The organism is Pseudomonas sp. TE21394 (genome assembly GCF_054057835.1).
In genome coordinates this window covers 3,580,218-3,602,745 of record NZ_JBSRZR010000001.1, presented here as the reverse complement: position 1 = coordinate 3,602,745, position 22,528 = coordinate 3,580,218, and the positions used below count along the sequence as shown (strand labels likewise).

22 protein-coding genes are annotated in these 22,528 nt (G+C 63.7%); 3 read left to right on the top strand and 19 right to left on the bottom strand.

All coding sequences use genetic code 11. From position 1 onward, the window contains the following. The first annotated feature begins 99 nt into the window (after positions 1-99). The 3 genes from fliK (at position 100) to ACVWZT_RS16530 (ending at position 4,775) form a co-directional block, all read left to right on the top strand. On the top strand, positions 100-1,659 hold the full coding sequence (gene fliK, locus ACVWZT_RS16540) for a flagellar hook-length control protein FliK (protein ID WP_296231502.1): 1,560 nt from the start codon (positions 100-102) through the stop codon (positions 1,657-1,659). Next, the gene (locus ACVWZT_RS16535; protein ID WP_296231503.1) at positions 1,656-1,997 is read left to right on the top strand and encodes an EscU/YscU/HrcU family type III secretion system export apparatus switch protein; all 342 of its coding nucleotides are present in this window, start codon (positions 1,656-1,658) and stop codon (positions 1,995-1,997) included. The genes fliK and ACVWZT_RS16535 overlap by 4 nt, the downstream gene beginning before the upstream one ends. A 69-nt stretch (positions 1,998-2,066) precedes the next feature. Then, complete coding sequence (locus tag ACVWZT_RS16530; RefSeq protein WP_457470310.1) at positions 2,067-4,775, top strand: dermonecrotic toxin domain-containing protein; 2,709 nt, start codon at positions 2,067-2,069, stop codon at positions 4,773-4,775. Positions 4,776-4,811: 36 nt separating this feature from the next. Here ACVWZT_RS16530 and ACVWZT_RS16525 read toward each other — a convergent pair whose 3' ends face one another. From ACVWZT_RS16525 to fliO, 19 genes are all read right to left on the bottom strand, one after another. Beyond that, positions 4,812-5,207, bottom strand: coding sequence for a DUF2802 domain-containing protein (locus tag ACVWZT_RS16525; protein WP_457470309.1), 396 nt, complete (start codon positions 5,205-5,207; stop codon positions 4,812-4,814). Between the two features lies 1 nt (position 5,208). Beyond that, positions 5,209-5,688: a chemotaxis protein CheW gene (locus tag ACVWZT_RS16520; RefSeq protein WP_003254393.1), complete on the bottom strand. Its 480-nt coding sequence runs from the start codon at positions 5,686-5,688 to the stop codon at positions 5,209-5,211. 41 nt (positions 5,689-5,729) lie between these two features. Continuing rightward, a complete protein-coding gene (locus ACVWZT_RS16515) occupies positions 5,730-6,620 on the bottom strand; it encodes a CheW domain-containing protein (protein ID WP_457470308.1) in 891 nt (296 codons plus the stop codon). Next, complete coding sequence (locus ACVWZT_RS16510; RefSeq protein WP_296231529.1) at positions 6,620-7,408, bottom strand: ParA family protein; 789 nt, start codon at positions 7,406-7,408, stop codon at positions 6,620-6,622. Before ACVWZT_RS16510 ends, ACVWZT_RS16515 begins: the two co-directional genes overlap by 1 nt. A 165-nt stretch (positions 7,409-7,573) precedes the next feature. Beyond that, positions 7,574-8,431 carry a flagellar motor protein MotD gene (gene motD / locus ACVWZT_RS16505; RefSeq protein WP_296231530.1) on the bottom strand — a complete coding sequence of 286 codons (858 nt, stop codon included), beginning with the start codon at positions 8,429-8,431 and terminating at the stop codon, positions 7,574-7,576. A 3-nt stretch (positions 8,432-8,434) separates the two neighbouring features. Continuing rightward, positions 8,435-9,175 carry a flagellar motor protein gene (locus ACVWZT_RS16500; RefSeq protein WP_225778662.1) on the bottom strand — a complete coding sequence of 247 codons (741 nt, stop codon included), beginning with the start codon at positions 9,173-9,175 and terminating at the stop codon, positions 8,435-8,437. Next, positions 9,175-10,287, bottom strand: a complete 1,113-nt coding sequence (locus ACVWZT_RS16495; protein WP_296231532.1) for a protein-glutamate methylesterase/protein-glutamine glutaminase — start codon at positions 10,285-10,287, stop codon at positions 9,175-9,177. Before ACVWZT_RS16495 ends, ACVWZT_RS16500 begins: the two co-directional genes overlap by 1 nt. 46 nt (positions 10,288-10,333) lie before the next feature. Next, positions 10,334-12,562 carry a chemotaxis protein CheA gene (locus ACVWZT_RS16490; RefSeq protein ID WP_457470307.1) on the bottom strand — a complete coding sequence of 743 codons (2,229 nt, stop codon included), beginning with the start codon at positions 12,560-12,562 and terminating at the stop codon, positions 10,334-10,336. A gap of 12 nt (positions 12,563-12,574) precedes the next feature. After that, a complete protein-coding gene (locus ACVWZT_RS16485) occupies positions 12,575-13,363 on the bottom strand; it encodes a protein phosphatase CheZ (RefSeq protein ID WP_296231536.1) in 789 nt (262 codons plus the stop codon). A 19-nt stretch (positions 13,364-13,382) separates the two neighbouring features. After that, positions 13,383-13,757, bottom strand: coding sequence for a chemotaxis response regulator CheY (locus tag ACVWZT_RS16480; protein ID WP_225778666.1), 375 nt, complete (start codon positions 13,755-13,757; stop codon positions 13,383-13,385). 118 nt (positions 13,758-13,875) lie between these two features. Further along, positions 13,876-14,616, bottom strand: coding sequence for an RNA polymerase sigma factor FliA (gene fliA / locus ACVWZT_RS16475; protein WP_225778667.1), 741 nt, complete (start codon positions 14,614-14,616; stop codon positions 13,876-13,878). Further along, positions 14,613-15,455: a flagellar synthesis regulator FleN gene (gene fleN / locus ACVWZT_RS16470; RefSeq protein WP_170034241.1), complete on the bottom strand. Its 843-nt coding sequence runs from the start codon at positions 15,453-15,455 to the stop codon at positions 14,613-14,615. Before fleN ends, fliA begins: the two co-directional genes overlap by 4 nt. A gap of 84 nt (positions 15,456-15,539) precedes the next feature. Then, positions 15,540-16,850, bottom strand: coding sequence for a flagellar biosynthesis protein FlhF (gene flhF, locus ACVWZT_RS16465; protein ID WP_296231539.1), 1,311 nt, complete (start codon positions 16,848-16,850; stop codon positions 15,540-15,542). Positions 16,851-16,861: 11 nt separating this feature from the next. Next, on the bottom strand, positions 16,862-18,991 hold the full coding sequence (gene flhA, locus ACVWZT_RS16460) for a flagellar biosynthesis protein FlhA (protein WP_296231642.1): 2,130 nt from the start codon (positions 18,989-18,991) through the stop codon (positions 16,862-16,864). Between the two features lie 115 nt (positions 18,992-19,106). Next, complete coding sequence (flhB, locus tag ACVWZT_RS16455; protein ID WP_296231540.1) at positions 19,107-20,249, bottom strand: flagellar biosynthesis protein FlhB; 1,143 nt, start codon at positions 20,247-20,249, stop codon at positions 19,107-19,109. A 2-nt stretch (positions 20,250-20,251) separates the two neighbouring features. Further along, positions 20,252-21,028 carry a flagellar biosynthetic protein FliR gene (gene fliR, locus ACVWZT_RS16450; RefSeq protein WP_296231542.1) on the bottom strand — a complete coding sequence of 259 codons (777 nt, stop codon included), beginning with the start codon at positions 21,026-21,028 and terminating at the stop codon, positions 20,252-20,254. Between the two features lie 7 nt (positions 21,029-21,035). Beyond that, positions 21,036-21,305, bottom strand: a complete 270-nt coding sequence (gene fliQ / locus ACVWZT_RS16445) for a flagellar biosynthesis protein FliQ (RefSeq protein ID WP_289130925.1) — start codon at positions 21,303-21,305, stop codon at positions 21,036-21,038. A gap of 21 nt (positions 21,306-21,326) precedes the next feature. Further along, positions 21,327-22,082, bottom strand: coding sequence for a flagellar type III secretion system pore protein FliP (gene fliP / locus ACVWZT_RS16440; protein WP_170031094.1), 756 nt, complete (start codon positions 22,080-22,082; stop codon positions 21,327-21,329). Continuing rightward, on the bottom strand, positions 22,082-22,516 hold the full coding sequence (fliO, locus tag ACVWZT_RS16435; protein WP_457472085.1) for a flagellar biosynthetic protein FliO: 435 nt from the start codon (positions 22,514-22,516) through the stop codon (positions 22,082-22,084). Before fliO ends, fliP begins: the two co-directional genes overlap by 1 nt. Positions 22,517-22,528: the final 12 nt, after the last annotated feature.

Genomic DNA, 22,528 nt, shown 5'->3' with positions numbered 1-22,528 from the left:
CCCCCTTGCTGCCGTTATACTGGCTATGGCGGGCGACCTGCATTATTGCATGTGCGGCCACGCTGCCAAGAGGGCGGGCTCCACAGGTTGTATACAATCATGACTGAAATCAATAGTCTTGGCGCACAAACTGCGGTCAATGCGCAGGCACTCAAGGCCCAGATGACCGCCGCACTGCTCGACCTGGCCCAGCCCCAGCCGGGCCTGCTCAAGCCCGGCGAAACCGCTCAGGCCGAGGTATTGTCGATGCGCCAGAGCGGAACTGCCTTCCAGCTGGTGCTGCAGGTGATCCAGGCCAACGGCAGCCAGACCCAGCTCCAGGCTACCACCAGCCAGCCGATTCCGCAGGGTAGCCAGGTCACGGTCAGCCAGCCTGAAAGCAATCGCCTGGCCATCCTCTTGCAACAGGCCAGCGCCAGCAATGTCGCCACCCTGACCCGGCTCGACACCAGCCAGGTGGCAGTCGGTACCCTGCTGCAAGGCAAGGTGCTGACCAACCAGCCACTGCCGGTGCACCCCGGCGAAACGGCCAGCTTCCGCTCACTGGTCAGCCTGCTCAACAGCGCCCAGGCCGGTGCCATCCTGACCATCGACAGCCCGCGCCCGCTGCCGATCGGCAGCCTGCTCAGCGCCGTGGTCCAGGGTGACCAGTCACTGCGCTTCGTACCGCTGAGCGGTCGCCAGGAACAATTGAACATCGCCCAGCAACTGCTTACCCAGCAAGGCCGCCAGGCGTCCCTGCCCGGCCTGCTGAACGCCTTGCAACAGATTGCCAACGGCCAGGGCAGCGACAGCGCGCTGCGCAGCACCGCCAATAACCTGCTCGCCAGCCTGGCGGATGCCCGCCAGCTCAGTGACGGCAAAGCGCTTGCCCAGGCCATCAACAACAGCGGTACCTTCCTCGAGGCCAAGCTGCTCGGCGGCCTGAGCGCGAGCGTCGCCACCGACCTCAAGGCGCAACTGGTGCGGCTGGTAGCCCAGGCATCGGTCAATGCCCCGGCCAACCCGGTAATCGCCACAACGTCCCTGGCCCAGGCATTGCCGGCCATGGCTCGCAGCGCGTTGGGCATGCTCGACCGGGTCAGCCCACGGACACCGCCGGGTGCCTTCCCGCTGCCATCGCGTTTGCTCCAGGCCATGGAAAACGAAGGCGACCTGCAACAATTGCTGCGCCTGGCCGCTGCTGCCATCTCGCGACTGCAGAGCCACGCGCTGAGCAGCCTGCAACAATCCGGTACGTTGGAAAACGGCAATCTGCAGACTACCTGGCAGACCGAAGTCCCGGTCCGCCACGGTCAGGAGTTCATCCCCCTGCAAGTGAAGCTGCAGCGCGAAGAAACCCCGGAGCAACAGGCCGAACGCCAGCAGCGTGAACAGCCCGACCCGCTGCAGGCACTATGGCGGGTGGACCTGGCCTTCGACCTGGCCCCGCTGGGCCCGCTGCAGGTCCAGGCGCAGTTGGCACAGGGACGCCTCTCTGGCCAGTTGTGGGCCGAGCGTGAACAGACCGCGCGGCTGATCGAGAGCCAGCTCGGCGACTTGCGCGCCCGCCTGCTGGCACGTGGCCTGGAGGTCGGCGACCTGGAGTGCCAGCCGGGCATCCCGCCACAAGGCCCGCACACGCGGATAGAACAGCGCTGGGTAGACGAAACCGCATGATCGACAGACAACCGCGCCAAGCCATCGCCTTGAGCTACGACGGCGAGCGAGCCCCGACCCTGACCGCCAAGGGTGACGACGACCTGGCCGAGGCCATCCTGGCGCTTGCCCGCGAACATGAAGTGCCGATCTACGAAAACGCCGAACTGGTACAACTGCTGGCGCGCCTGGAGCTGGGCGAGCAGATTCCCGAGGCCCTGTACCTGACCATTGCCGAGATCATCGCTTTCGCCTGGCAGTTACGCGGCAAAGTACCCGCCGGCTTCAGCGACGAACCCGGCGCGCCCCGTGACATCACCCCGGTAGCCGCCCTGTTGCCTGCTGATCAGCGCCGGTAGTTATCTACCACCTCTGCCGGCGCCAGCCGTTCAGCCTTGCCGTTCTTTCCAACGAGCAAGGCGAATAGCATGCCCACCAGCCGCATCAACACCGCCGGCGTGAACTACGTCCGCGAGCATCTCAACCACATCCCCCGCCCGGACCGCGAAGCCAACCGGGCAATCCGTCAATGGCTCAAGCAGCAAGGCCATGACGTCGACCCCGAACAGGTCGATGTCGTGACCCTGCACTACCGCCCCGATGCCAGCGGCGGCCACCTGGCGGCCATAACCCAGTGCCTCGGCTTGCCGCAAGCATTGTTGAGCAATTGGCAAGGGGAGTCCGACAACGACCTGTTCGGTGCCCTGCTTGGCGCCCCTTGGGCTGGCAGGCTGCCCGAGGGCCCGCTGCAGCTGGTCGACACGCTGCCTGCGCCCGGCATCAATCACTATGGCGCCGCCTACTCGGTGTTCAATGGCCTGTTCCGCCGCACCAAGCCACAACGTTATGACGCCTCGACGCACCTGCCGATCGCGGCCGAAGCCTTTCAGCGCTTCATCCACGACCTGGATTTCCATGCGCCGTTCAAGGCGCAGCTCGACCGCTACTGGCGCGACCACTTGCCCGATCACCGCCTGGTCAGCAAGCTCAACTTCATTGCTGCCTGCAACAAGCAGGTCGCCGAAGGCAGCCTGAGCGAAGCGGCCAGGAAACTGGCATGGCAAGCCGCAGGGCTGATGCCGCGCAGCGAAAAGCTGCGCCTGAGCACCCTGAGCATCTATGGCTACGCCGCTACCGACATCCTCTATCTGAGTGCCAGGGCCAGCGACCTGACCCTGTTGTACATTCCCGGCAACAGTTCACCGCTGCTGGAATTCGCCAGCGAAAATGCCATGAAGGACTGGGTCGGACAACAATGCAAGGAGCCCGCCAGGCGGTTGGCCCTGAAGCAGCACTTTCGCCTGGCCGACTGCCCGCAAGGCCTTGACTTCAGCGGCCTGGATACCGCCCTGGAAGGCCTGGCGGAATACCCCGCCAGCCATCGGCTGCCACCCGAGCACGGCTATTTCAACGACGACGGCACCTGGCCACCACGAACCTACGTCAACTACCGCCCTCGCAAGTACAACCCGAGGATTACCGGCGACCTGTTCCAGGCGTTGGCCGAACGCCAACGCCAGCGCAGTTACGATGATGCCGACTTCCTCATCACCCGTGATAGCCAGGTCAGCAAGGCCCGATGGCTCGGTTACCTGACCACTACGCTCAATCTGCTGGCACCGCTGTGCCTGGTAGTGCCAGGCCTGGCACCGCTGTTGGCCGTGGGTGGCATCGCGCAGCTGGGCCTGGGGTTGGACCAGGCAATCAACGGCAAGTCGCTGAAGGACCAGGAAGCCGGTGTCGGCAACATCACCTGGGGCCTGTTCAATGCCGTGCCGCTGGCCATCGCCGGTGCCAGCAGGGCCAAGGCACTGTTCGAATTCAAGACCGACGGTTTCGTACCGCCAGTACGGCTGAACGAGCAGATCGGTTACCCATTGAGCCCAGTCTCGCCACCCCGGTTCCCCGAGCCTGAAGGGGCGCGTTACTTCCATACCCCTGAGCCCATCGCGCCACTGCCGGGAGGCGACCAGGCCATCGCCGATTCGGTTATCCGCACGCCGCTCTACACCGGTGATGTCGATAATCTCGATGCCAGTATCGATACCTATAACGCACGGGTGGTCTACGACCTGGAGCGCGATGTATTCATTCGCGAGGAGGATCTGAATGAGGTCGAGCCAGTCGGCTACATAGCAACGGTTGGACAGCGGGACCTGCAGCCTGTGCGCAGCCCTCGTACAGTCACCCACGCCATGCGCAGCCGCAGCCTGCGCGCACTGGGCATTGACCTGGCACTGCCCGTGGAGATCCCGAGCTTGGCCAGCGCAAGCCAGGCGATTCCCAAGCAGGTTAGCTGCCTCTGGGTCGGCGACAAGGTCATCGCCCCGGAACTGCTGGCCAACCTGGGCAAGAATGCAGCCAGGATCAGAAACAGCGAGTACACCCTGCGCCTGTTTCTTTCCAGTGCCGTGCCTGAAACCTATGCCGAAAACCTGCGCCTGCTGGCTGAGCAAGCCCCGGATCTGCAAGTACTGCCACTGGAAGAGCAAGCGTTTTTCCGGGCGTTTCGCCAAAGCCGGTACTACGCTCAGTACGACGCTGCGCTGGATGGCAACGGGGGCATTGCCAGCAACTACTCATCTGCCTCCGACGTTCTACGCTACCCGATGCTGCATCACGAAGGGGGGCTGTACATGGATGTCGACGACACGCTGTTGGACACTGGCGAAACCATCGACCAGGTCGAACTGCGCACCACCCAAGACGGCTTGCTGCTGGCCCCCCCGATGTCCAACGAGAAAATGGGCATGAACTGCCTGTACAACACCAGCCTGATCGGCAGCCACGCCGGCAACCCGACCCTGGAAGCCATCTCCGAGGAAATGCTTGCACGGTACCAGCTCAACCAGGATTTCTACGACAGCAGGCCCAGCCTGGCCGATGACCCGGCGAACTTCTACCGGTATGCCAACCGCCTCAGTCACATGACCGGCCCGGCCATGCTCAGCGATGTGGTCGATCGCCATCTGCCGGCGCTACGCACCTTGCGCCAGGTCGTCAACCTGTATGGCATGCCGCGGATCAACGCCTACCGCTTCGTCGACCTGCCGCAAAGCCAGGCGGCAATGCGCACGCTGCTACCGCTCAACCGCTTCGCCAAGGTGGGTGGCAATCATTCGTGGAGCAGGCCGTAATCGTGAAAAAACGGGCGGCTTGCGTCGCCCGCCTCATCAACCGTTGCGGTGCAGCTTGCTCATCAGCTCGGCCTCGGCCTGCGTCAGGCCACAGCTTTCAGTCAGTTCGGCGACGCTGGCGCCCATGCCCACCAGCTTGGCGGCCTGGGTGAAGGTGACGTTACCGGGGTCGCGTTGCTCAAGCTGCTGGATCCGGTCCGGCAGCGGGGCCACCGACAGGCTCAACGCATGCAGCGCCTCACCCATGCGCACGGTACCGTTCTGGTAATCGTCCAGGCGCTTGGCCAGGTCCTTGATGCGCTGGTCACGCAGCGAATCACCCACGGCCTGCTGCGCGGCAAGCTCGCGTTGGCGCTTGCTGTAGTTGAGGAAAAACCACAGGCTCACAGCCCAGACCAGCGCCAGGAAGATGACAGCAACCTCTAGGATCAACTCAGATATTCTCCAGCTCGGACCACTCTTCCTCGGTCATCATCTTGTCCAGTTCAACCAGGATCAGCAGCTCACCGTTCTTGTTGCACACGCCCTGGATGAACTTGGCCGACTCCTCATTGCCCACGTTCGGCGCGGTCTCGATCTCGGACTGGCGCAGGTACACCACCTCGGCCACGCTGTCGACCAGGATACCGACCACTTGCTTGTCGGCCTCGATGATGACGATGCGGGTGTTGTCGGTGACTTCGGTTGGCATCAGGCCAAAGCGCTGACGGGTATCGATCACCGTTACCACGTTGCCGCGCAGGTTGATGATACCCAGCACGTAGCTTGGCGCACCCGGCACCGGGGCGATCTCGGTATAGCGCAACACTTCCTGCACCTGCATCACGTTGATGCCGTAGGACTCATTGTCCAGACGGAAGGTAACCCACTGCAGGATCGGATCTTCGGAACCTTGTGCAGACGACTTTTTCATTCCCCTACCCTCAAAATCCGCCACTGGCGGTGTGTTCGGTGTCATTGCTGTTTTGCGTGCAGCTGCTTGACCGCGCCGCTGGCGATCAACTCTGCCAGTGCGGCGACGTCAAGCAGTGCACACATGTGTTCGATAACCGTGCCGGCCAGCCACGGGCGCTGGCCGCGCTGGCTGCGCCACTTGATCTCCGACGGGTCCAGGCGCAGCGAGCGGCTGACCTGGTGCACGGCCAGCCCCCATTCGTAGCCCTGCACGGAGATCACGTACTGCAGGCCCTGGCGAAAATCGTCGCGGTAGCGGTCAGGCATCACCCAACGCGCCGTGTCCAGCACCTTCAGGTTGCCGGCCTGGCAGGTCAGGATGCCCAGGAACCACTCAGGCTGGCCGAACAAGGGCGTCAGCTCCTGGCCGGCCAGCGAGTAGATCGAGCCCAGGCATACCAGTGGCACCGCCAGGGTCAGGCCGGCGACATCGAACAACAGGCATTCGAATGGCTCGGCGGCCCAGGCCGGGCGGCCATCGACGCTGGCCGGCGGCACGGGCGGGTTGGGCGCCGGCAGGTGCACATCCACCAGTGGCATCGCCACCGCGGGATGCTCTTCGACCAGTACCGGGATGCTGGCCTCGACCAAGACCTCACGCTCGACCACCGACACCACCGGGGGCTCCACCGGTATCACGCTGGGCAACACCGCTGGCGCAGGCTCGGCGAACGGCCGTTGCGCGGGGCTTGCAGCAGCCTCGACCAACACAGGCCTGACCTGCTGGCGGGCATCGCGCGCCTGTTCTTCGCGCACCGCTGCAGCGAACTCGTCTGCCGCTGCTGGTGCAGCGAACAGTTCTTCGGCCTCGGTGGCGTCCTGCAGCAGGCCGTCAAGGTAGGATTGCAGGGCCATCTGTGGCCGGCTGCTGGTTTGCCGTGTCTCGCTCATCAGGCCACCTGCGCCGCAGTCTTGTAGGTAAGCAGGTGCTTGAGCAGCGCCCGGTAAGCCACCAGACCGCGACTCTTGCTGTCGAATTGCGAGGGCGTGACGCCCTTGCGGCTGGCATCGCGCAGGCGTGTGTCCACCGGGATATAGCCCGGCCACACATGCTGGCCGTAGCTGTCACGCAGTTGCTTGAGCGTACCCAGCGAGGCCTGGGTACGGCGGTCGAACAGGGTCGGCACAATCTGGTACGGCAACGCCTGCTTGCGGGAGCGATTGACCATGGCCAGGGTGCCGACCATGCGCTCCAGGCCCTTGACTGCGAGAAACTCGGTCTGTACCGGAATCACCAGCTGCTGGCTGGCGGCCAAGGCGTTGACCATCAGCACGCCAAGCAAGGGCGGGCTGTCGATCAGGGCGAAGTCGAAATCCTGCCACAGCTGCGCCAGACTCTTGGCGATTACCAGGCCGAGGCCGTTCTGCCCCGGCGACTGGCGTTCCAGCACGGCCAGCGCGGTGCTCGACGGCAACAGCGAAATGCGCTCGTCACTGGTGGGCAACAGCAATTGCCCGGGCAGGCCCTCGGGCACCGCGCCCTTGTGCAGGAACAAGTCGTAGCAGCTGTGTTCCAGGGCATCCGGGTTGTGCCCGAAGTAACTGGTCATCGAGCCGTGCGGGTCGAGGTCGACGACGACCACACGCTTGCCGGCCTCGGCCAGCAGGCCGGCCAGGGCGATGGTAGTGGTGGTCTTGCCGACGCCACCTTTTTGATTGGCTACTGCCCAGACTCTCATAGGACAACTTCTATCTCGTTGATTTTGCAAGCGGCTGTGGGAGCGGTACCCGTGAACACCGGCCTGGCCGGTGCCATGCACCGTGCAGCCGTTTTCGCGGGTGTACCCGCTCCCACAGCGGCGGCAATTTCGCGAACCTGTTTACAGTGACAGAGAATTGACGAGTTACTGCCCCGCCACCGTTGCTGGCGTTGAAGGTGCACTTTGTGTGCCAGCCCGGCGCAATGCCGCATCCGGCTTGGCATTGGCGCTACCCGAGCCGGTCAGGCTGCGGCGCACTTCGAGGTTGCGGGAAATCACCAGCACCACCCGGCGGTTGCGCGCGCGGCCTTCAGCCGTGTCGTTGCTGGCCACCGGCTGGTACTCGCCGTAGCCCACCGAAGCCATGCGCGCCGGGTCGACGCCTTCCATGGCCAGCAGGCGCACGATGCTCGCCGCCCGTGCCGACGACAGCTCCCAGTTGGTCGGGTACTGCGCGGTGCGAATCGGCAGATTGTCGGTAAAGCCTTCGACGTGCACCGGGTTGGCGAACGGTTTGAGAATGCCGGCCACCTTCTCGATGATGGCGAATGCCTGATCGCTGGGCATGGCATCGCCGCTGCCGAACAGCAACGAGGAATTGAGCTCGATCTCGATCCACAATTCATTGCCGCGTACGGTCATCTGGTCGCTGCTGATCAGGTCGCCAAAGGCATCGCGCACGTCATCGCTGATGGTCTTCAGCGGGTCGCTGCTGGTCGCCGCCAGGCCCGCTTCGGTCTGTTCGCTGTCCTTGACCAACGGCTCGGCCGGGCGCACGCTCAGCGGCCGCTCGTCGCCAATGGGGATCGGCTTCATGCTGCGCTCGGGGTCGTTGAAGACGCCGAGCAAGGCCTGGGAAATGACCTTGTACTTGCCCTCGTTGATCGAGGAGATCGAGTACATCACCACGAAGAAGGCGAACAGCAAAGTGATGAAGTCGGCGTACGACACCAGCCAGCGTTCGTGGTTTTCGTGTTCCTCGGCATGACGACGGCGACGCATGGTTTACTCCATGAAGCCTTGCAGCTTCAGCTCGATAGAGCGCGGGTTCTCACCTTCGGCAATCGACAGCAAGCCTTCGAGGAGCATCTCGCGGTAACGCGACTGGCGCATGACGGTAGCCTTCAGCTTGCTGGCGACCGGCAGCAACACCAGGTTGGCGCTGGCCACGCCGTAGATGGTGGCGACGAAGGCCACGGCAATGCCGTTGCCCAGTTGCGACGGGTCCGCCAGGTTGCCCATCACGTGGATCAGGCCCATCACCGCACCGATGATGCCGATGGTCGGTGCATAGCCCCCCATGCTCTCGAACACCTTGGCGGCCTGGATATCACGGCTTTCCTGGGTCAGGAAATCGACTTCGAGGATGCTGCGGATGGCCTCCGGTTCAGCGCCGTCCACCAGCAGCTGCAGGCCCTTGCGGGCATACGGGTCGGGTTCGGCATCGGCCACCCCTTCCAGCCCCAGCAGGCCTTCCTTGCGTGCGGTCAGGCTCCAGTTGACCACGCGGTCGATGCCGCCGGCCAGGTCGACCCGTGGCGGGAACAGGATCCAGCGCAGGATCTGCAAGGCGCGCTTGAACGATGCCAACGGCGACTGCAGCAAGGCCGCCGCCAGGGTGCCGCCCAGCACGATCAGCGCCGCCGGACCATTGATCAGCGCGCCGACATGGCCGCCTTCGAGGAAGTTGCCACCAACGATGGCAACAAAAGCGAGGATCAGGCCGATCAGGCTCAGCACGTCCATCAGACGCACGCCTCCACCAGTTGCTTGCCGATTTCGTCCAGGCTGTACACCGCGTCGGCAAGGTTGGCCTTGACGATGGCCATGGGCATGCCATAGATCACGCAGCTGGCTTCATCCTGGGCCCATACCGTGCTGCCGCCCTGTTTGAGCAGGCGTGCACCTTCACGGCCATCGGCGCCCATGCCGGTGAGCACCACCGACAGCACCTTGTCGCCATACGACTTGGCCGCCGAGCCAAAGGTGATGTCCACGCACGGCTTGTAGTTCAGGCGCTCGTCGCCGGGCAGGATCTTCACCGCGCCACGGCCGTCGATCATCATCTGCTTGCCACCCGGCGCCAGCAGTGCCAGGCCGGGGCGCAGCAGGTCGCCGTCCTCGGCTTCCTTGACGCTGATGCGGCACAGCTTGTCCAGGCGTTCGGCAAAGGCCTTGGTGAACGCCGCAGGCATGTGCTGGATCAGCACGATCGGGGCCGGGAAGTTGGCGGGCAGCTGGGTCAGCACACGCTGCAGGGCAACCGGGCCACCAGTGGAAGTACCAATTGCCACCAGCTTGTAAGGCTTGCGCTTGGGCGCCGGTGAATGCGCTGATGCCGCAGCCGGGGCGGTCACCCGGGCAGGCACGGGAGTGCGCGCCGGGGCCGGGCTGGCGAAGCTGCTGGCAGGCGTCGGCGTAGCCACTGGCGCTGGGCTGGCGTAGCTGCCAAAGCGGCGGTTGCTGCGGGAAATGGTATGCACCTTCTCGCACAGCAGTTGCTTGACCTTGTCGGGGTTGCGCGAGATGTCCTCGAAGTTTTTCGGCAGGTAATCGACCGCGCCGGCGTCCAACGCATCGAGGGTGACACGGGCGCCTTCATGGGTAAGCGACGAGAACATCAACACCGGTGTCGGGCAGCGCTGCATGATGTGCCGCACCGCCGTGATGCCGTCCATCATGGGCATTTCGTAGTCCATGGTGATGACATCGGGCTTGAGCGCCAGCGCCTGGTCGATTGCTTCCCTGCCGTTGGTCGCGGTACCCACCACCTGGATCGTTGGATCCGCCGCGAGGATTTCCGAGACGCGGCGGCGGAAGAAACCGGAATCATCCACCACCAGGACCTTGACTGCCATAAACACTCCGTTAGGCGGCGCAACCGACCAGGGTGCGCCACCGAAATCAAATACGCCGTGCGGCGTAACGCTTGAGCATGCTCGGGACGTCGAGAATCAACGCGATGCGACCGTCGCCGGTGATGGTGGCCCCGGACATGCCCGGGGTGCCCTGCAGCATCTTGCCCAGCGGCTTGATTACCACTTCTTCCTGGCCAACCAGTTGATCGACGACAAAGCCGATGCGCTGGGTGCCGACCGAGAGGATCACCACATGGCCTTCGTGCTGCTCTTCGTGCACCTGGCCCTGGACCAGCCAGCGCTTGAGGTAGAACAGCGGCAATGCCTTGTCGCGCACGATCACCACTTCCTGGCCGTCGACCACATTGGTGCGCGACAGGTCGAGATGGAAGATCTCGTTGACATTGACCAGCGGGAAGGCGAACGCCTGGTTGCCCAGCATCACCATGAGGGTGGGCATGATCGCCAGGGTCAGCGGCACCTTGATGACGATCTTCGAACCCTGGCCCTTGGCCGAGAAGATGTTGATCGAGCCGTTGAGCTGGGAGATCTTGGTCTTCACCACGTCCATGCCGACACCACGGCCGGACACATCGGAAATCTCCGTCTTGGTCGAGAAGCCCGGGGCGAAGATCAGGTTGTAGCAGTCCGACTCGCTCAGGCGCTCGGCGGCGTCCTTGTCCATCAGGCCCTTCTCCACGGCCTTGGCACGCAGGATGTTGGGGTCCATGCCCTTGCCGTCGTCGGAAATCGACAACAGGATGTGGTCGCCTTCCTGTTCGGCCGACAGCACCACCCGGCCAGTACGCGGCTTGCCAGCGGCCTCGCGCTCCTCAGGCATTTCCACGCCATGGTCGACCGCGTTGCGCACCAAGTGCACCAGCGGGTCGGCCAGGGCTTCGACCAGGTTCTTGTCGAGGTCGGTATCCTCCCCGACCAGCTCCAGGTTGATCTCTTTCTTCAGCTGCCGGGCCAGGTCACGCACCAGGCGCGGGAAGCGGCCGAAGACTTTCTTGATCGGCTGCATGCGGGTTTTCATCACCGCGGTCTGCAGGTCGGCGGTGACCACGTCGAGGTTGGACACGGCCTTGGACATGGCCTCGTCGCCGCTGTTCAGGCCCAGGCGCACCAGGCGGTTACGCACCAGCACCAGTTCGCCGACCATGTTCATGATCTCGTCCAGGCGCGCGGTGTCGACCCGCACAGTGGTTTCCGCTTCGCTGGCAGCGTGCTTGTCGGCAGCCGGGGCCGCAGCGCGTGGCGCCGCGGCAGGCTTGCTGGCGGGCGCAGGTGCGGCAGCTGCAGCAGGCTTGGCCACCGGCTGGCTGTCAGCCTTGGGCGCAACCGGCGCCTGCACCTTGGCTGCGGCAGGGGCTTCGGCAGCGGCCACCTCGCCGCTGAACTTGCCCTTGCCGTGCAACTGGTCCAGCAGCGCCTCGAACTCGTGCTCGCTGATTTCGTCGCTACCGGCAGCGGGCTCGGCAGCGGCAGGCGCAGGGGCCTTGGCCGCCGGCAAGGCGTCGGCCTGGAACGTGCCCTTGCCATGCAGCTGGTCGAGCAGCGATTCGAATTCGGCGTCGGTAATTTCGTCGCTGGCCGCTTCCGGCGCGCTGGCGACCGCTGGCGCGGCAAGTTCGGCACTGAACTGGCCTTTGCCGTGCAACTGGTCGAGCAACGATTCGAACTCGGCATCGGTGATTTCGTCACCTTCAGCGCTGACGGTCTCGCCGTGCAGCTGCTCGTCGGCCGCTGCCTGGGCCTTGACCGCATCGAGCGAATCGAGCAACTGCTCGAACTCGCTGTCGGTGATGTCCTGCTCCGCGGCGGCAGCCTCGACCACCGGCTCCGGCGTCGCCGCAGCAGGCGCTTGGGCTTCTTGCGCAGCGCCCGGCTCGGCCAGACGCGACAAAGCCGCCAGCAACTCGGGGGTGGCCGGGGTCACTTCGCTGCGCTCGCGCACCTGGCCAAACATGCTGTTGACCGTATCCAGTGCCTCGAGCACCACGTCCATCAGTTCCGCATCGACCCGGCGCTCACCCTTGCGCAGGATGTCGAAGACGTTCTCGGCGATATGGCAGCACTCCACCAGCTCGTTCAGCTGGAGGAAGCCGGCGCCCCCTTTTACAGTGTGGAAACCGCGAAAGATCGCATTGAGCAGGTCGGCATCGTCGGGTCGGCTTTCCAGCTCGACCAGTTGCTCGGACAGTTGCTCAAGAATTTCGCCGGCTTCTACCAGGAAATCCTGGAGGATTTCTTCATCGGCGCCGAAGCTCATCAAAGGTGCTCCTTAAAAACCCAGGCTGGACAGCAGATCATCGACATCGTCCTGACCGGACACGACGTCTTCACGCTTATCGGCATGAATCTGCGGACCTTCACCCCGAGTCGGATGTTTTTCTCGATCTTTTTCTGCGCGCAGTTGATCGTGGTCATGCTGGATGCCGGCAAAGCGGTCGACCTGGCTGGCCATCAGCACCAGTTTCAGCAGGTTGCTTTCCACCTCGGTCACCAGCGCGGTGACACGCTTGATCACCTGGCCGGTCAGGTCCTGATAGTCCTGGGCCAGCAGAATGTCGTTGAGGTGGCCGGCGACCTTGCGGTTACCTTCCGCGCTGTGCGTCAAAAAACTGTCAACGCGTTTCACCAGGTCACGGAACTCCGGCGCAGCGACCTCGCGACGCATGAAGCGTTGCCAGTCACTACTCAGGGCTGTGGCCTCGCTGGCCAGGTCGTTGAGCACAGGCGTGCTTTCCTCGACCAGGTCCATGGTGCGGTTGGCCGCGCCTTCGGTAAGCCTGACCACGTAGGACAGGCGCTCGGTGGCGTCGGTTATCTGCGACACCTCCTCGGCCTGCGGCATGGTGGGGTCGATCTGGAAACTGACGATGGCGCTGTGCAACTCGCGGGTAAGCTTGCCGACTTCCTGGTACAGGCCACGGTCGCGGGTCTGGTTCAGTTCGTGGATCAGCTGTACCGCCTCGCCGAAACGGCCGTGCTCGAGGCTCGCGACCAATTCCTGGGCATGCTTCTTCAGGGTCGATTCGAACTCGCCCAAAGACGTTTGTGATGAATCCATGGCGCCCCCCTGACGTGACTCAGCCGTTGACGCGTTCGAAGATCTTCTCGATCTTCTCTTTGAGCACCTGGGCGGTGAACGGCTTGACCACATAGCCATTGACGCCGGCCTGGGCCGCTTCAATGATCTGGTCGCGCTTGGCCTCGGCGGTCACCATCAGTACCGGCATGGCTTTCAGTTTGTCGCTGGCACGGACTTTACGCAGCAGGTCGATGCCGGACATGCCGGGCATGTTCCAGTCGGTCACCAGGAAGTCGTAATGGCCGTTTTCCAGCATCGGCAGCGCCGTGGTGCCGTCATCGGCTTCTTCGGTGTTGGTGAAGCCCAGATCACGCAACAGGTTCTTGATGATCCGCCGCATCGTCGAAAAGTCGTCAACGATGAGGATTTTCATGTCTTTGTTCAAGTAGACCTCCAAGCAGTCTCAAACACGCCCGGCTGCGAGCGCGCATTCAATCAAATCGGTGCAACATGGAAAACGCACGTGGAAAACGACTGCAACGACACCGGGTTCAACGCGCCCGCCATTCCCCAAGGCGGCTGCGCAGGCGCGCGGCACACTGGCTGTGCAACTGGCTGACCCGCGACTCGCTGACCCCAAGCACCTCACCGATCTCCTTGAGGTTCAGCTCTTCGTCGTAGTACAGCGCCAGCACCAGGCGCTCACGCTCCGGCAGGTTGGCAATGGCCTCGGTCAGGGCAGCCTGGAAGCGCTCGTCCTCCAGGCCACGTGCAGGCTCGACATGGCCGCTGGCGCCATCTTCATGCAGCCCTTCGTGCTCGCCGTCCTGCAACAGGTCGTCAAAGCTGAACAGGCGGCTGCCCAAGGTGTCGTTCAAGATCCCGTAGTAATCATCGAGACTCAACTGGAGTTCGGCAGCAACTTCATGATCTTTAGCGTCACGCCCGGTTCTGGCCTCCACGGCACGCATCGCGTCACTGACCATGCGCGTGTTGCGGTGCACCGAACGCGGTGCCCAGTCACCCTTGCGCACCTCGTCGAGCATGGCCCCGCGAATACGGATGCCGGCGTAGGTCTCGAAGCTGGCACCCTTGCTGGCGTCGTACTTGTTGGCCACTTCCAGCAGGCCGATCATGCCGGCCTGGATCAGGTCCTCGACCTGCACGTTGGCCGGCAAGCGCGCCAACAGGTGGTAGGCGATACGCTTGACCAGCGGGGCATAGCGCTCGATCAGCTCGTACTGGGCGTCTTTCGATGCTCGGCTGTACATCTTGAAACCACTCGCATTCATAACACAGGTCCCGCGCTGGTGGGCTGCACCAGGCGCTCGACAAAGAATTCCAGGTGACCACGCGGGTTGGCCGGCAGCGGCCAGCTGTCAACCTTCTGCGCAATCGCCTTGAATGCCAGGGCACACTTGGAGCGCGGGAAGGCCTCGTAGACGGCGCGCTGCTTCTGCACGGCCTTGCGCACGCATTCGTCATACGGCACGGCGCCCACGTACTGCAGGGCGACATCGAGGAAGCGGTCGGTGACCTTGGTCAGCTTGGCGAACAGGTTGCGCCCTTCCTGCGGGCTCTGCGCCATGTTTGCCAGCACCCGGAAGCGGTTCATGCCGTAGTCGCGGTTGAGCAGCTTGATCAGGGCGTAGGCATCGGTGATGGATGTGGGTTCGTCGCAGACCACCAGCAGCACTTCCTGGGCGGCGCGGACGAAGCTGACTACCGAGTCACCGATACCGGCAGCGGTGTCGATGACCAGCACGTCGAGGTTGTCGCCAATTTCGCTGAACGCCTGGATCAGCCCGGCATGCTGGGCCGGCGCCAGGTGCACCATGCTCTGCGTGCCCGAGGCCGCCGGCACGATGCGCACGCCGCCAGGGCCCTGCAGCATCACGTCACGCAGCTCGCAGCGCCCTTCGATGACATCGGCCAGGGTCCGCTTGGGGGTGAGGCCAAGCAGCACGTCGACGTTGGCCAGGCCCAGGTCGGCGTCAAGCAGCATGACCCTGCGGCCAAGCTCGGCCAGCGCCAGGGACAGGTTCACTGAAACGTTAGTCTTGCCGACGCCACCTTTGCCACCGGTCACGGCGATCACCTGTACGGGATGCATGCTACCCATGTCTGTTATTTACCTTGTCTCGCTGGGACCCAGGCCACACGTGGGGCAATTCTGCGTACCCCTTGGCATAGCTACCTTGCACACGCTTCATCATCAACCCGCTCGTCGTGGGTTGTGATAGAGATCAGCGAACATTTCGGCCATGGCCTCTTCGCTGGGCTCGTCCTGCTGCTGCACATTGACCGCGCGAGTGACCAACTGGTGCCCACGCGGCAGGTGCAGGTCGTCAGGAATGCGCGGCCCATCGGTCAGGTAGGCCACTGGCAGTTCATGACTGATGGCAAGGCTCAAGACGTCACCAAGGCTTGCCGTTTCATCGAGTTTGGTCAGGATGCAGCCGGCCAGGCCACAGCGCTTGTAGCTGTGGTAGGCGGCGGTCAGCACCTGCTTCTGGCTGGTGGTGGCCAGGACCAGGTAGTTCTTCGCGGCGATGCCGCGCCCGGCCAGGGTTTCCAGTTGCATGCGCAGGGCCGGGTCGCTGGCCTGCAGGCCGGCGGTATCGATCAGCACCACGCGCTTGCGCAGCAGCGGCTCCAGCGCTGCTGCCAGCGACTGGCCCGGGTCAACGTAAGTCACCGGCACGTTGAGGATGCGACCCAGCGTCTTGAGCTGCTCCTGGGCACCGATGCGGAAGCTGTCCATGCTCACCAACGCCAGGTTCTGCGCGCCGTACTTGAGCACGTAACGGGCGGCCAGCTTGGCCAGGGTGGTGGTCTTGCCCATCCCGGCAGGGCCGACCATGGCGATCACCCCGCCCTCCTCGATCGGCTCGATCTCGGGGATTTCGATCATGCGCGCCAGGTGCGCCAGCAGCATGCGCCAGGCCTGGCGTGGCTCATCGATGCCAGCGGTCAGGTCCAGCAGTTCGCGGGCGATCGGGCCGGACAGGCCGATGCGCTGCAGGCGCCGCCAGAGGGTGGCCTGCTGTGGCTTGCTACCTTGCAGCTGGTTCCAGGCCAACGAGCCGAGCTGCACTTCCAGCAGCTCGCGCAGGCCGGACAGCTCGGAGCGCATGGCATCGACCAGGCGCGCATCGACCGGCGCCGCAGCCGGGGCTGCAGCAGCAGGCTCGGGGGCGTCGACGTGCGGTTCGATCAACGGTTCGGCAGCAGTCAGCGACTGCCCGGCGAACAATTGGCGGTTGTTGTCGCTGCTGTCCGGGCGCGGGTCGAGCTCGGCGCGGGCAGTGGCGATGCGCGTATGGGTCTTGCGCAGCTCTTCTTCCAGCTCGGCATTGGGCACCCGCGGGGCCAGGGCGGACAGCTTGTAGTCCAGCGCAGCCGTCAGCTCGACACCTCCGGCGATGCGGCGGTTGCCAATGATGGCGGCGTCAGCGCCCAGCTCATCGCGGACCAGCTTCATGGCCTGACGCATATCGGCGGCGAAAAATCGCTTAACTTGCATTATCCACTACCTCAGCCGTTAGGGCCCACGGTGGCAACGATGGTGACTTGCTTGTTGTCCGGTATTTCCTGATACGCCAACACATGCAAATTCGGTACGGCCAGGCGACCGAAACGCGACAGCATGGCACGGATCGGGCCGGCCACCAGGAGGATGGCCGGCTGGCCCTGCATCTCCTGGCGCTGCGCCGCTTCGATCAACGAACGCTGCAGTTTCTCGGCCATGCTCGGCTCCAGAAGAACACCGTCTTCCTGACCTTGCCCGGCCCTTTGCAGACTATTGAGCAAGATCTGTTCCAACCTTGGCTCCAGGGTAATCACTGGCAGCTCCGACTCAATGCCGACAATGCTTTGCACGATGGCGCGACACAATCCGACGCGCACTGCCGCCACCAGCGCGGCGGTATCTTGACTCTTGCTGGCGTTGTTCGCGATCGCCTCGGCAATACTGCGAATATCACGCACCGGCACCTGTTCCGACAACAGCGCTTGCAGCACCTTGAGCAAGCCCGACAAGGAAATGACACCCGGCACCAGCTCTTCTGCAAGTTTAGGCGATGCCTTGGCCAGCACTTGCAGCAATTGCTGGACCTCTTCGTGGCCGATCAGTTCGTGGCAATGCTTCTGCAGGATCTGGTTGAGGTGGGTGGCCACCACGGTACTGGCATCGACCACGGTGTAGCCCAGCGACTGCGCCTGGGCGCGCTGGCCGACGTCGATCCATACCGCTTCCAGGCCAAACGCCGGGTCGCGCGCGGCGATCCCGTTGAGGGTGCCGAACACCTGCCCCGGGTTGATGGCCAGTTCGCGGTCCGGGTAGATCTCGGCCTCGGCCAGGATCACCCCCATGAGGGTCAGGCGATAGGCGCTGGGTTGCAGGTCGAGGTTGTCACGGATGTGCACGGTCGGCATGAGGAAGCCGAGGTCTTGCGAGAGCTTCTTGCGCACCCCCTTGATCCGCGCCAGCAACTGGCCACCCTGGTTGCGGTCGACCAGCGGGATCAGCCGGTAGCCGACCTCCAGGCCGATCATGTCGATGGGCGTGACGTCGTCCCAGCCCAGCTCCTTGGTCTCCAGCGCGCGCTGCGGCGAAGGCAGCAGGTCCTGCTGGCGCTGCGCCTCTTGTTGCGCTTCGAGCTTGGCCTTCTGCTGCTTCTTCCACACCAGGTAGGCGCCACCGCCGGCCAGCAGGCCAAGGCTGAGGAAGGCGATATGCGGCATGCCCGGCACCAGGCCCATGACGATCATCAGCGCGCCGGACACTGCCAGCGCCTTGGGCGAATCGAACATCTGCCGGTTGATCAGCTTGCCCATGTCCTCGGAACCCGAGGCGCGGGTGACCATGATCGCGGCGGCGGTGGACAACAGCAGCGAAGGCAGCTGCGCCACCAAACCGTCACCGATTGTCAGCAAGGCATACACCTTGCCAGCATCACCGAAGCTCATGCCGTGCTGCAGCATGCCGATCAGCATGCCGCCGATCAGGTTGATGAACAGAATCAACAGCCCGGCGATGGCATCACCGCGGACGAACTTGCTGGCGCCGTCCATCGAACCGTAGAACTCGGCTTCCTGCGCCACTTCGGCACGGCGGTGCTTGGCCTGGGCCTGGTCGATCAGGCCGGCGTTGAGGTCGGCGTCGATCGCCATCTGCTTGCCGGGCATGGCATCCAGGGTGAACCGCGCGCTCACTTCCGAGATTCGCCCAGCGCCCTTGGTCACCACCACGAAGTTGATGATCATGAGAATGGCGAACACCACGGCACCGACCACGTAGTTACCGCCAATAACCACCTCGCCGAATGCCTGGATCACCTTGCCGGCAGCGCCGTGGCCTTCCTGGCCATGCAGCATTACCACGCGGGTGGAGGCCACGTTCAAGGCCAGGCGCAACAGCGTGGCCACCAGCAGGATGGTGGGGAACGCAGCGAAATCGAGTGGGCGCAGGGCGTATACGCACACCAGCAGCACCACGATCGACAAGGCGATGTTGAAGGTGAAGAATACGTCGAGCAGGAACGGTGGTATCGGCAACATCATCATTGCCAACATGACCAGCAACAACAGCGGTACACCCAGGTTGCCCCGACCGAGGCCGGCCAGGTTGTGACGGGCGTTGCTGATTAACTGAGTGCGATCCACCACGAGTCCTCTTGATGCAAAACTTTGACGCCCCGGGGGCGCCTGGGCGTGGCTTTGCAAGAAGCCTTCCAACTTTGCCCGGCTTCAGGCGCTAATGCTTCAAGACGGGCATCTGTCAGCTGTCACGCCGCAGGTCCGGCGGAATCGGCAGATCCTCCTTCAACGGCTCAGGCCGCTTGCCCTTGCCAGCCCGGTACTGGCGAATCTGGAACACATAGGCCAAGACCTGCGCCACCGCCAGGTACAAGCCGGCAGGAATTTCCTGCTCCAGCTCGGTGGAGTAGTAGATCGCCCGCGCCAAAGCCGGCGACTCAAGAATCTGGATCTTGTGCTCCACGCCAATTTCGCGAATCTTCAAGGCAATGAAATCGGTGCCCTTGGCCAGCAGCAAGGGCGCCGCCCCGCCCTTCTCCGGGTCATACTGCAAGGCCACCGCATAGTGCGTGGGGTTGGTGATGATCACGTCGGCCTGTGGCACCGCTGCCATCATCCGCCGCTGCGAAACTTCGCGCTGCAACTGGCGGATCCGCTGCTTGACCTCGGGCTTGCCTTCGCTGTCCTTGTACTCGTCCTTGACTTCCTGCTTGGTCATCTTCAGCTTGTTGTACGCCTGCCACAGCTGGTACGGCACGTCCGCCGCGGCAATCAGCAGCAGCCCGGCCGCCATCCACAACGCACTCCAGCCCACCACCTGCAGGCTGTGGATGATCGCCTGCTCCAGCGGCTCATTGGCAATCGCCAGCAGAGCCTGGCGATCATTCATCAACACCACTATTGCAATCACCAGGATGACGAAGAACTTGGCCAGCGCCTTGATCAGCTCGGTCAAGGCATTCATCGAGAACATCCGCTTGATCCCCGCCAGCGGGTTCATGCGACTGAACTTTGGCTGCAGCAGGCTGCCGGAAAACAGGAAGCCGCTCAGGGCAATAGGCGCTACGAACGAGACCACGAACAGCAGGATCAGCACCGGCTGCGTCGCCCACAGCGCCATCTTGCCCGAGGCCAGCAGCAGGGCGGTCATGGCCCGCTCGTCGACGATGGCGTCGCGGCTCAGGCTGAAGTTCATGCGCATGATCGCCAGCAGCGTTTCCGCCATGTAGCCACCAAATGCCAGCAGGCCACCGGCGCCAGCCAGGGTCACCGCCACTGTGTTCAGCTCCTTGGAGCGCGCTACTTCGCCTTTCTCGCGGGCATCGCGCTTGCGCTTGTCGGTGGGGTCTTCTGTCTTGTCCTGACCGCTTTCGCTTTCCGCCATGTTCAGCGCGCCCTTGCCAATTCACGCAGCCATTGCAGCGCTTCGCTGGCCAATGCCTGGTAGTGGGACAGGATATCGGCCAGGCCGATCCAGAAAATGCCCATGCCAAGCACCAGGGTCAGCGGGAAACCGATGGAGAAGATGTTCAATTGCGGCGCCGCACGGGTCATCACGCCAAAGGCGATGTTCACCACCAGCAACGCCGCGATCACCGGCAGGACCAACAGCAGCCCGGCGCCGAACACCCACCCCAGGCGCCCGGCCATTTCCCAGAACTGGTTGACTGCCAGCGCGCTGCCCACCGGCAAGGTGGTGAAGCTTTCGGTGAGCACTTCGAACACCACCAGGTGGCCGTTCATCAACAGGAACAGCACGCTCACCAGCATGGTCATGAACTGGCTGATGACCGCGACGTTGACGCCGTTGGCCGGGTCGACCATCGACGCGAAGGCCATGCCCATCTGTACCGCTACCACCTGGCCGGCGATCACGAACGCCTGGAACAGCAGCTGCAGGGCGAAGCCGAACAGCGTCCCGACGATGATCTGCTCGGCGCACAACAGCAGGCCACGCAGGCTCAACGGGTCGAACTCGGGCAGCGGCGGCAGCGCCGGAACGATCACCACGGTAATCGCCACCGCCACATACAGGCGCACCCGCGCCGGCAACATGCGGGTACCGAGAATGGGCATGGTCATCAGCACCGCAGTCACCCTGAACAAGGGCAGGATGAAGGTGGCGACCCAGGTGCCAATCTGCGTGTCGGTCAATTCCAGCATCGCCGCCTCAACCGATCAGGTGCGGGATGTTGGTGTACAGGCCGGTGATGTACTCCATGAACTTCTGCACCAGCCACGGCCCGGCAATGATCAGCGTGACCAGCATCACCAGCAGGCGCGGCAGAAAGCTCAGGGTCTGTTCGTTGATCTGCGTGGCGGCCTGGAACATCGCCACCACCAGGCCCACCAGCAGGCTCGGTACCACCAGCACGGCCACCATCAGTGTGGTCAGCCACAAGGCATCGCGGAACAAGTCGACAGCTACTTCCGGGGTCATCGGCGGCTCTCCTTGACGGCGTCAGACGCCGCCGAAACTGCTGGCCAGGGTGCCCATGATCAGCGCCCAGCCATCGACCAGCACGAACAGCATGATCTTGAACGGCAATGAAATGATCAGCGGCGACAGCATCATCATGCCCATGGCCATCAGCACACTGGCCACCACCATGTCGATGATCAGGAACGGGATGAAGATCATGAAACCGATCTGGAACGCGGTCTTCAGCTCGGAGGTGACGAACGCCGGCACCAGGATCGTCAACGGGACCTGGTCCGGGCCGGCGATGTCGGTGCGCTTGGACAGGCGCATGAACAGGTCGAGGTCGCTTTGCCGGGTTTGCGCCAGCATGAAGTCCTTGAGCGGCCCCTGGGCCTTGTCGATGGCCTGCTGGGCGGTCATCTGTTCCTTCAGGTACGGCTGCAGCGCGTCCTGGTTCACCCGGTCGAACACCGGCGCCATGATGAACATGGTGAGGAACAGCGCCATGCCGGTGAGCAGCTGGTTCGACGGCGTCTGCTGCAGGCCCAGGGCCTGGCGCAGGATCGAGAACACAATGATGATGCGGGTGAAGCTGGTCATGAGGATGACGAACGCGGGAATGAAGCTGAGCGCCGTCATGATCAGCAGGATCTGCAGGCTGACCGAATACTCCTGCTGCCCGTCCGCGGTATTGGACAGGGTGATGGCCGGGATCGACAGCGGGTCGGCGGCCAGGGCCAGCGGCGCCGCCAGCAGCAGCGCCAGAATCAACAACAAACGCAGCGCGCCGCTCATCACTTCTTGTCCTTAGGGTCCTTGCCCATCAGCTCCATCAGCCGCTGGGCGAACTCCGGCGTCGCCTGACGGGCGTTTTCCGGTACTTCCACGGGCTCGGCCAGCACATGCAGGGCCTCGATGCTGCCAGGGGTATGGCCGATCAGGATCTGCGCCTTGCCCACCTGCACCAGCAGCAGGCGGTCACGCGGGCCGATGGCCCGGCTGCCGACGATCTCGATCACCTGCCCGCCCTTCACGGCAGTTCCCTGCATGCGTCGCAACAGCCAGGCCAGGAAGAAAATCAGGCCGACCACCAGCAGCAGGCCGAAGACCATCTGCGCCAGTTGCCCGCCCAGGCTGCCAGGCGCAGCCGCAGGCGTTGACGTCGGCGTGGCCGCGGCCAAACAGGCCTGGCTGGCAAGCAGCGCGGCGAATGCCAGGCAGGCGCGCATCGTGCCCTTCAC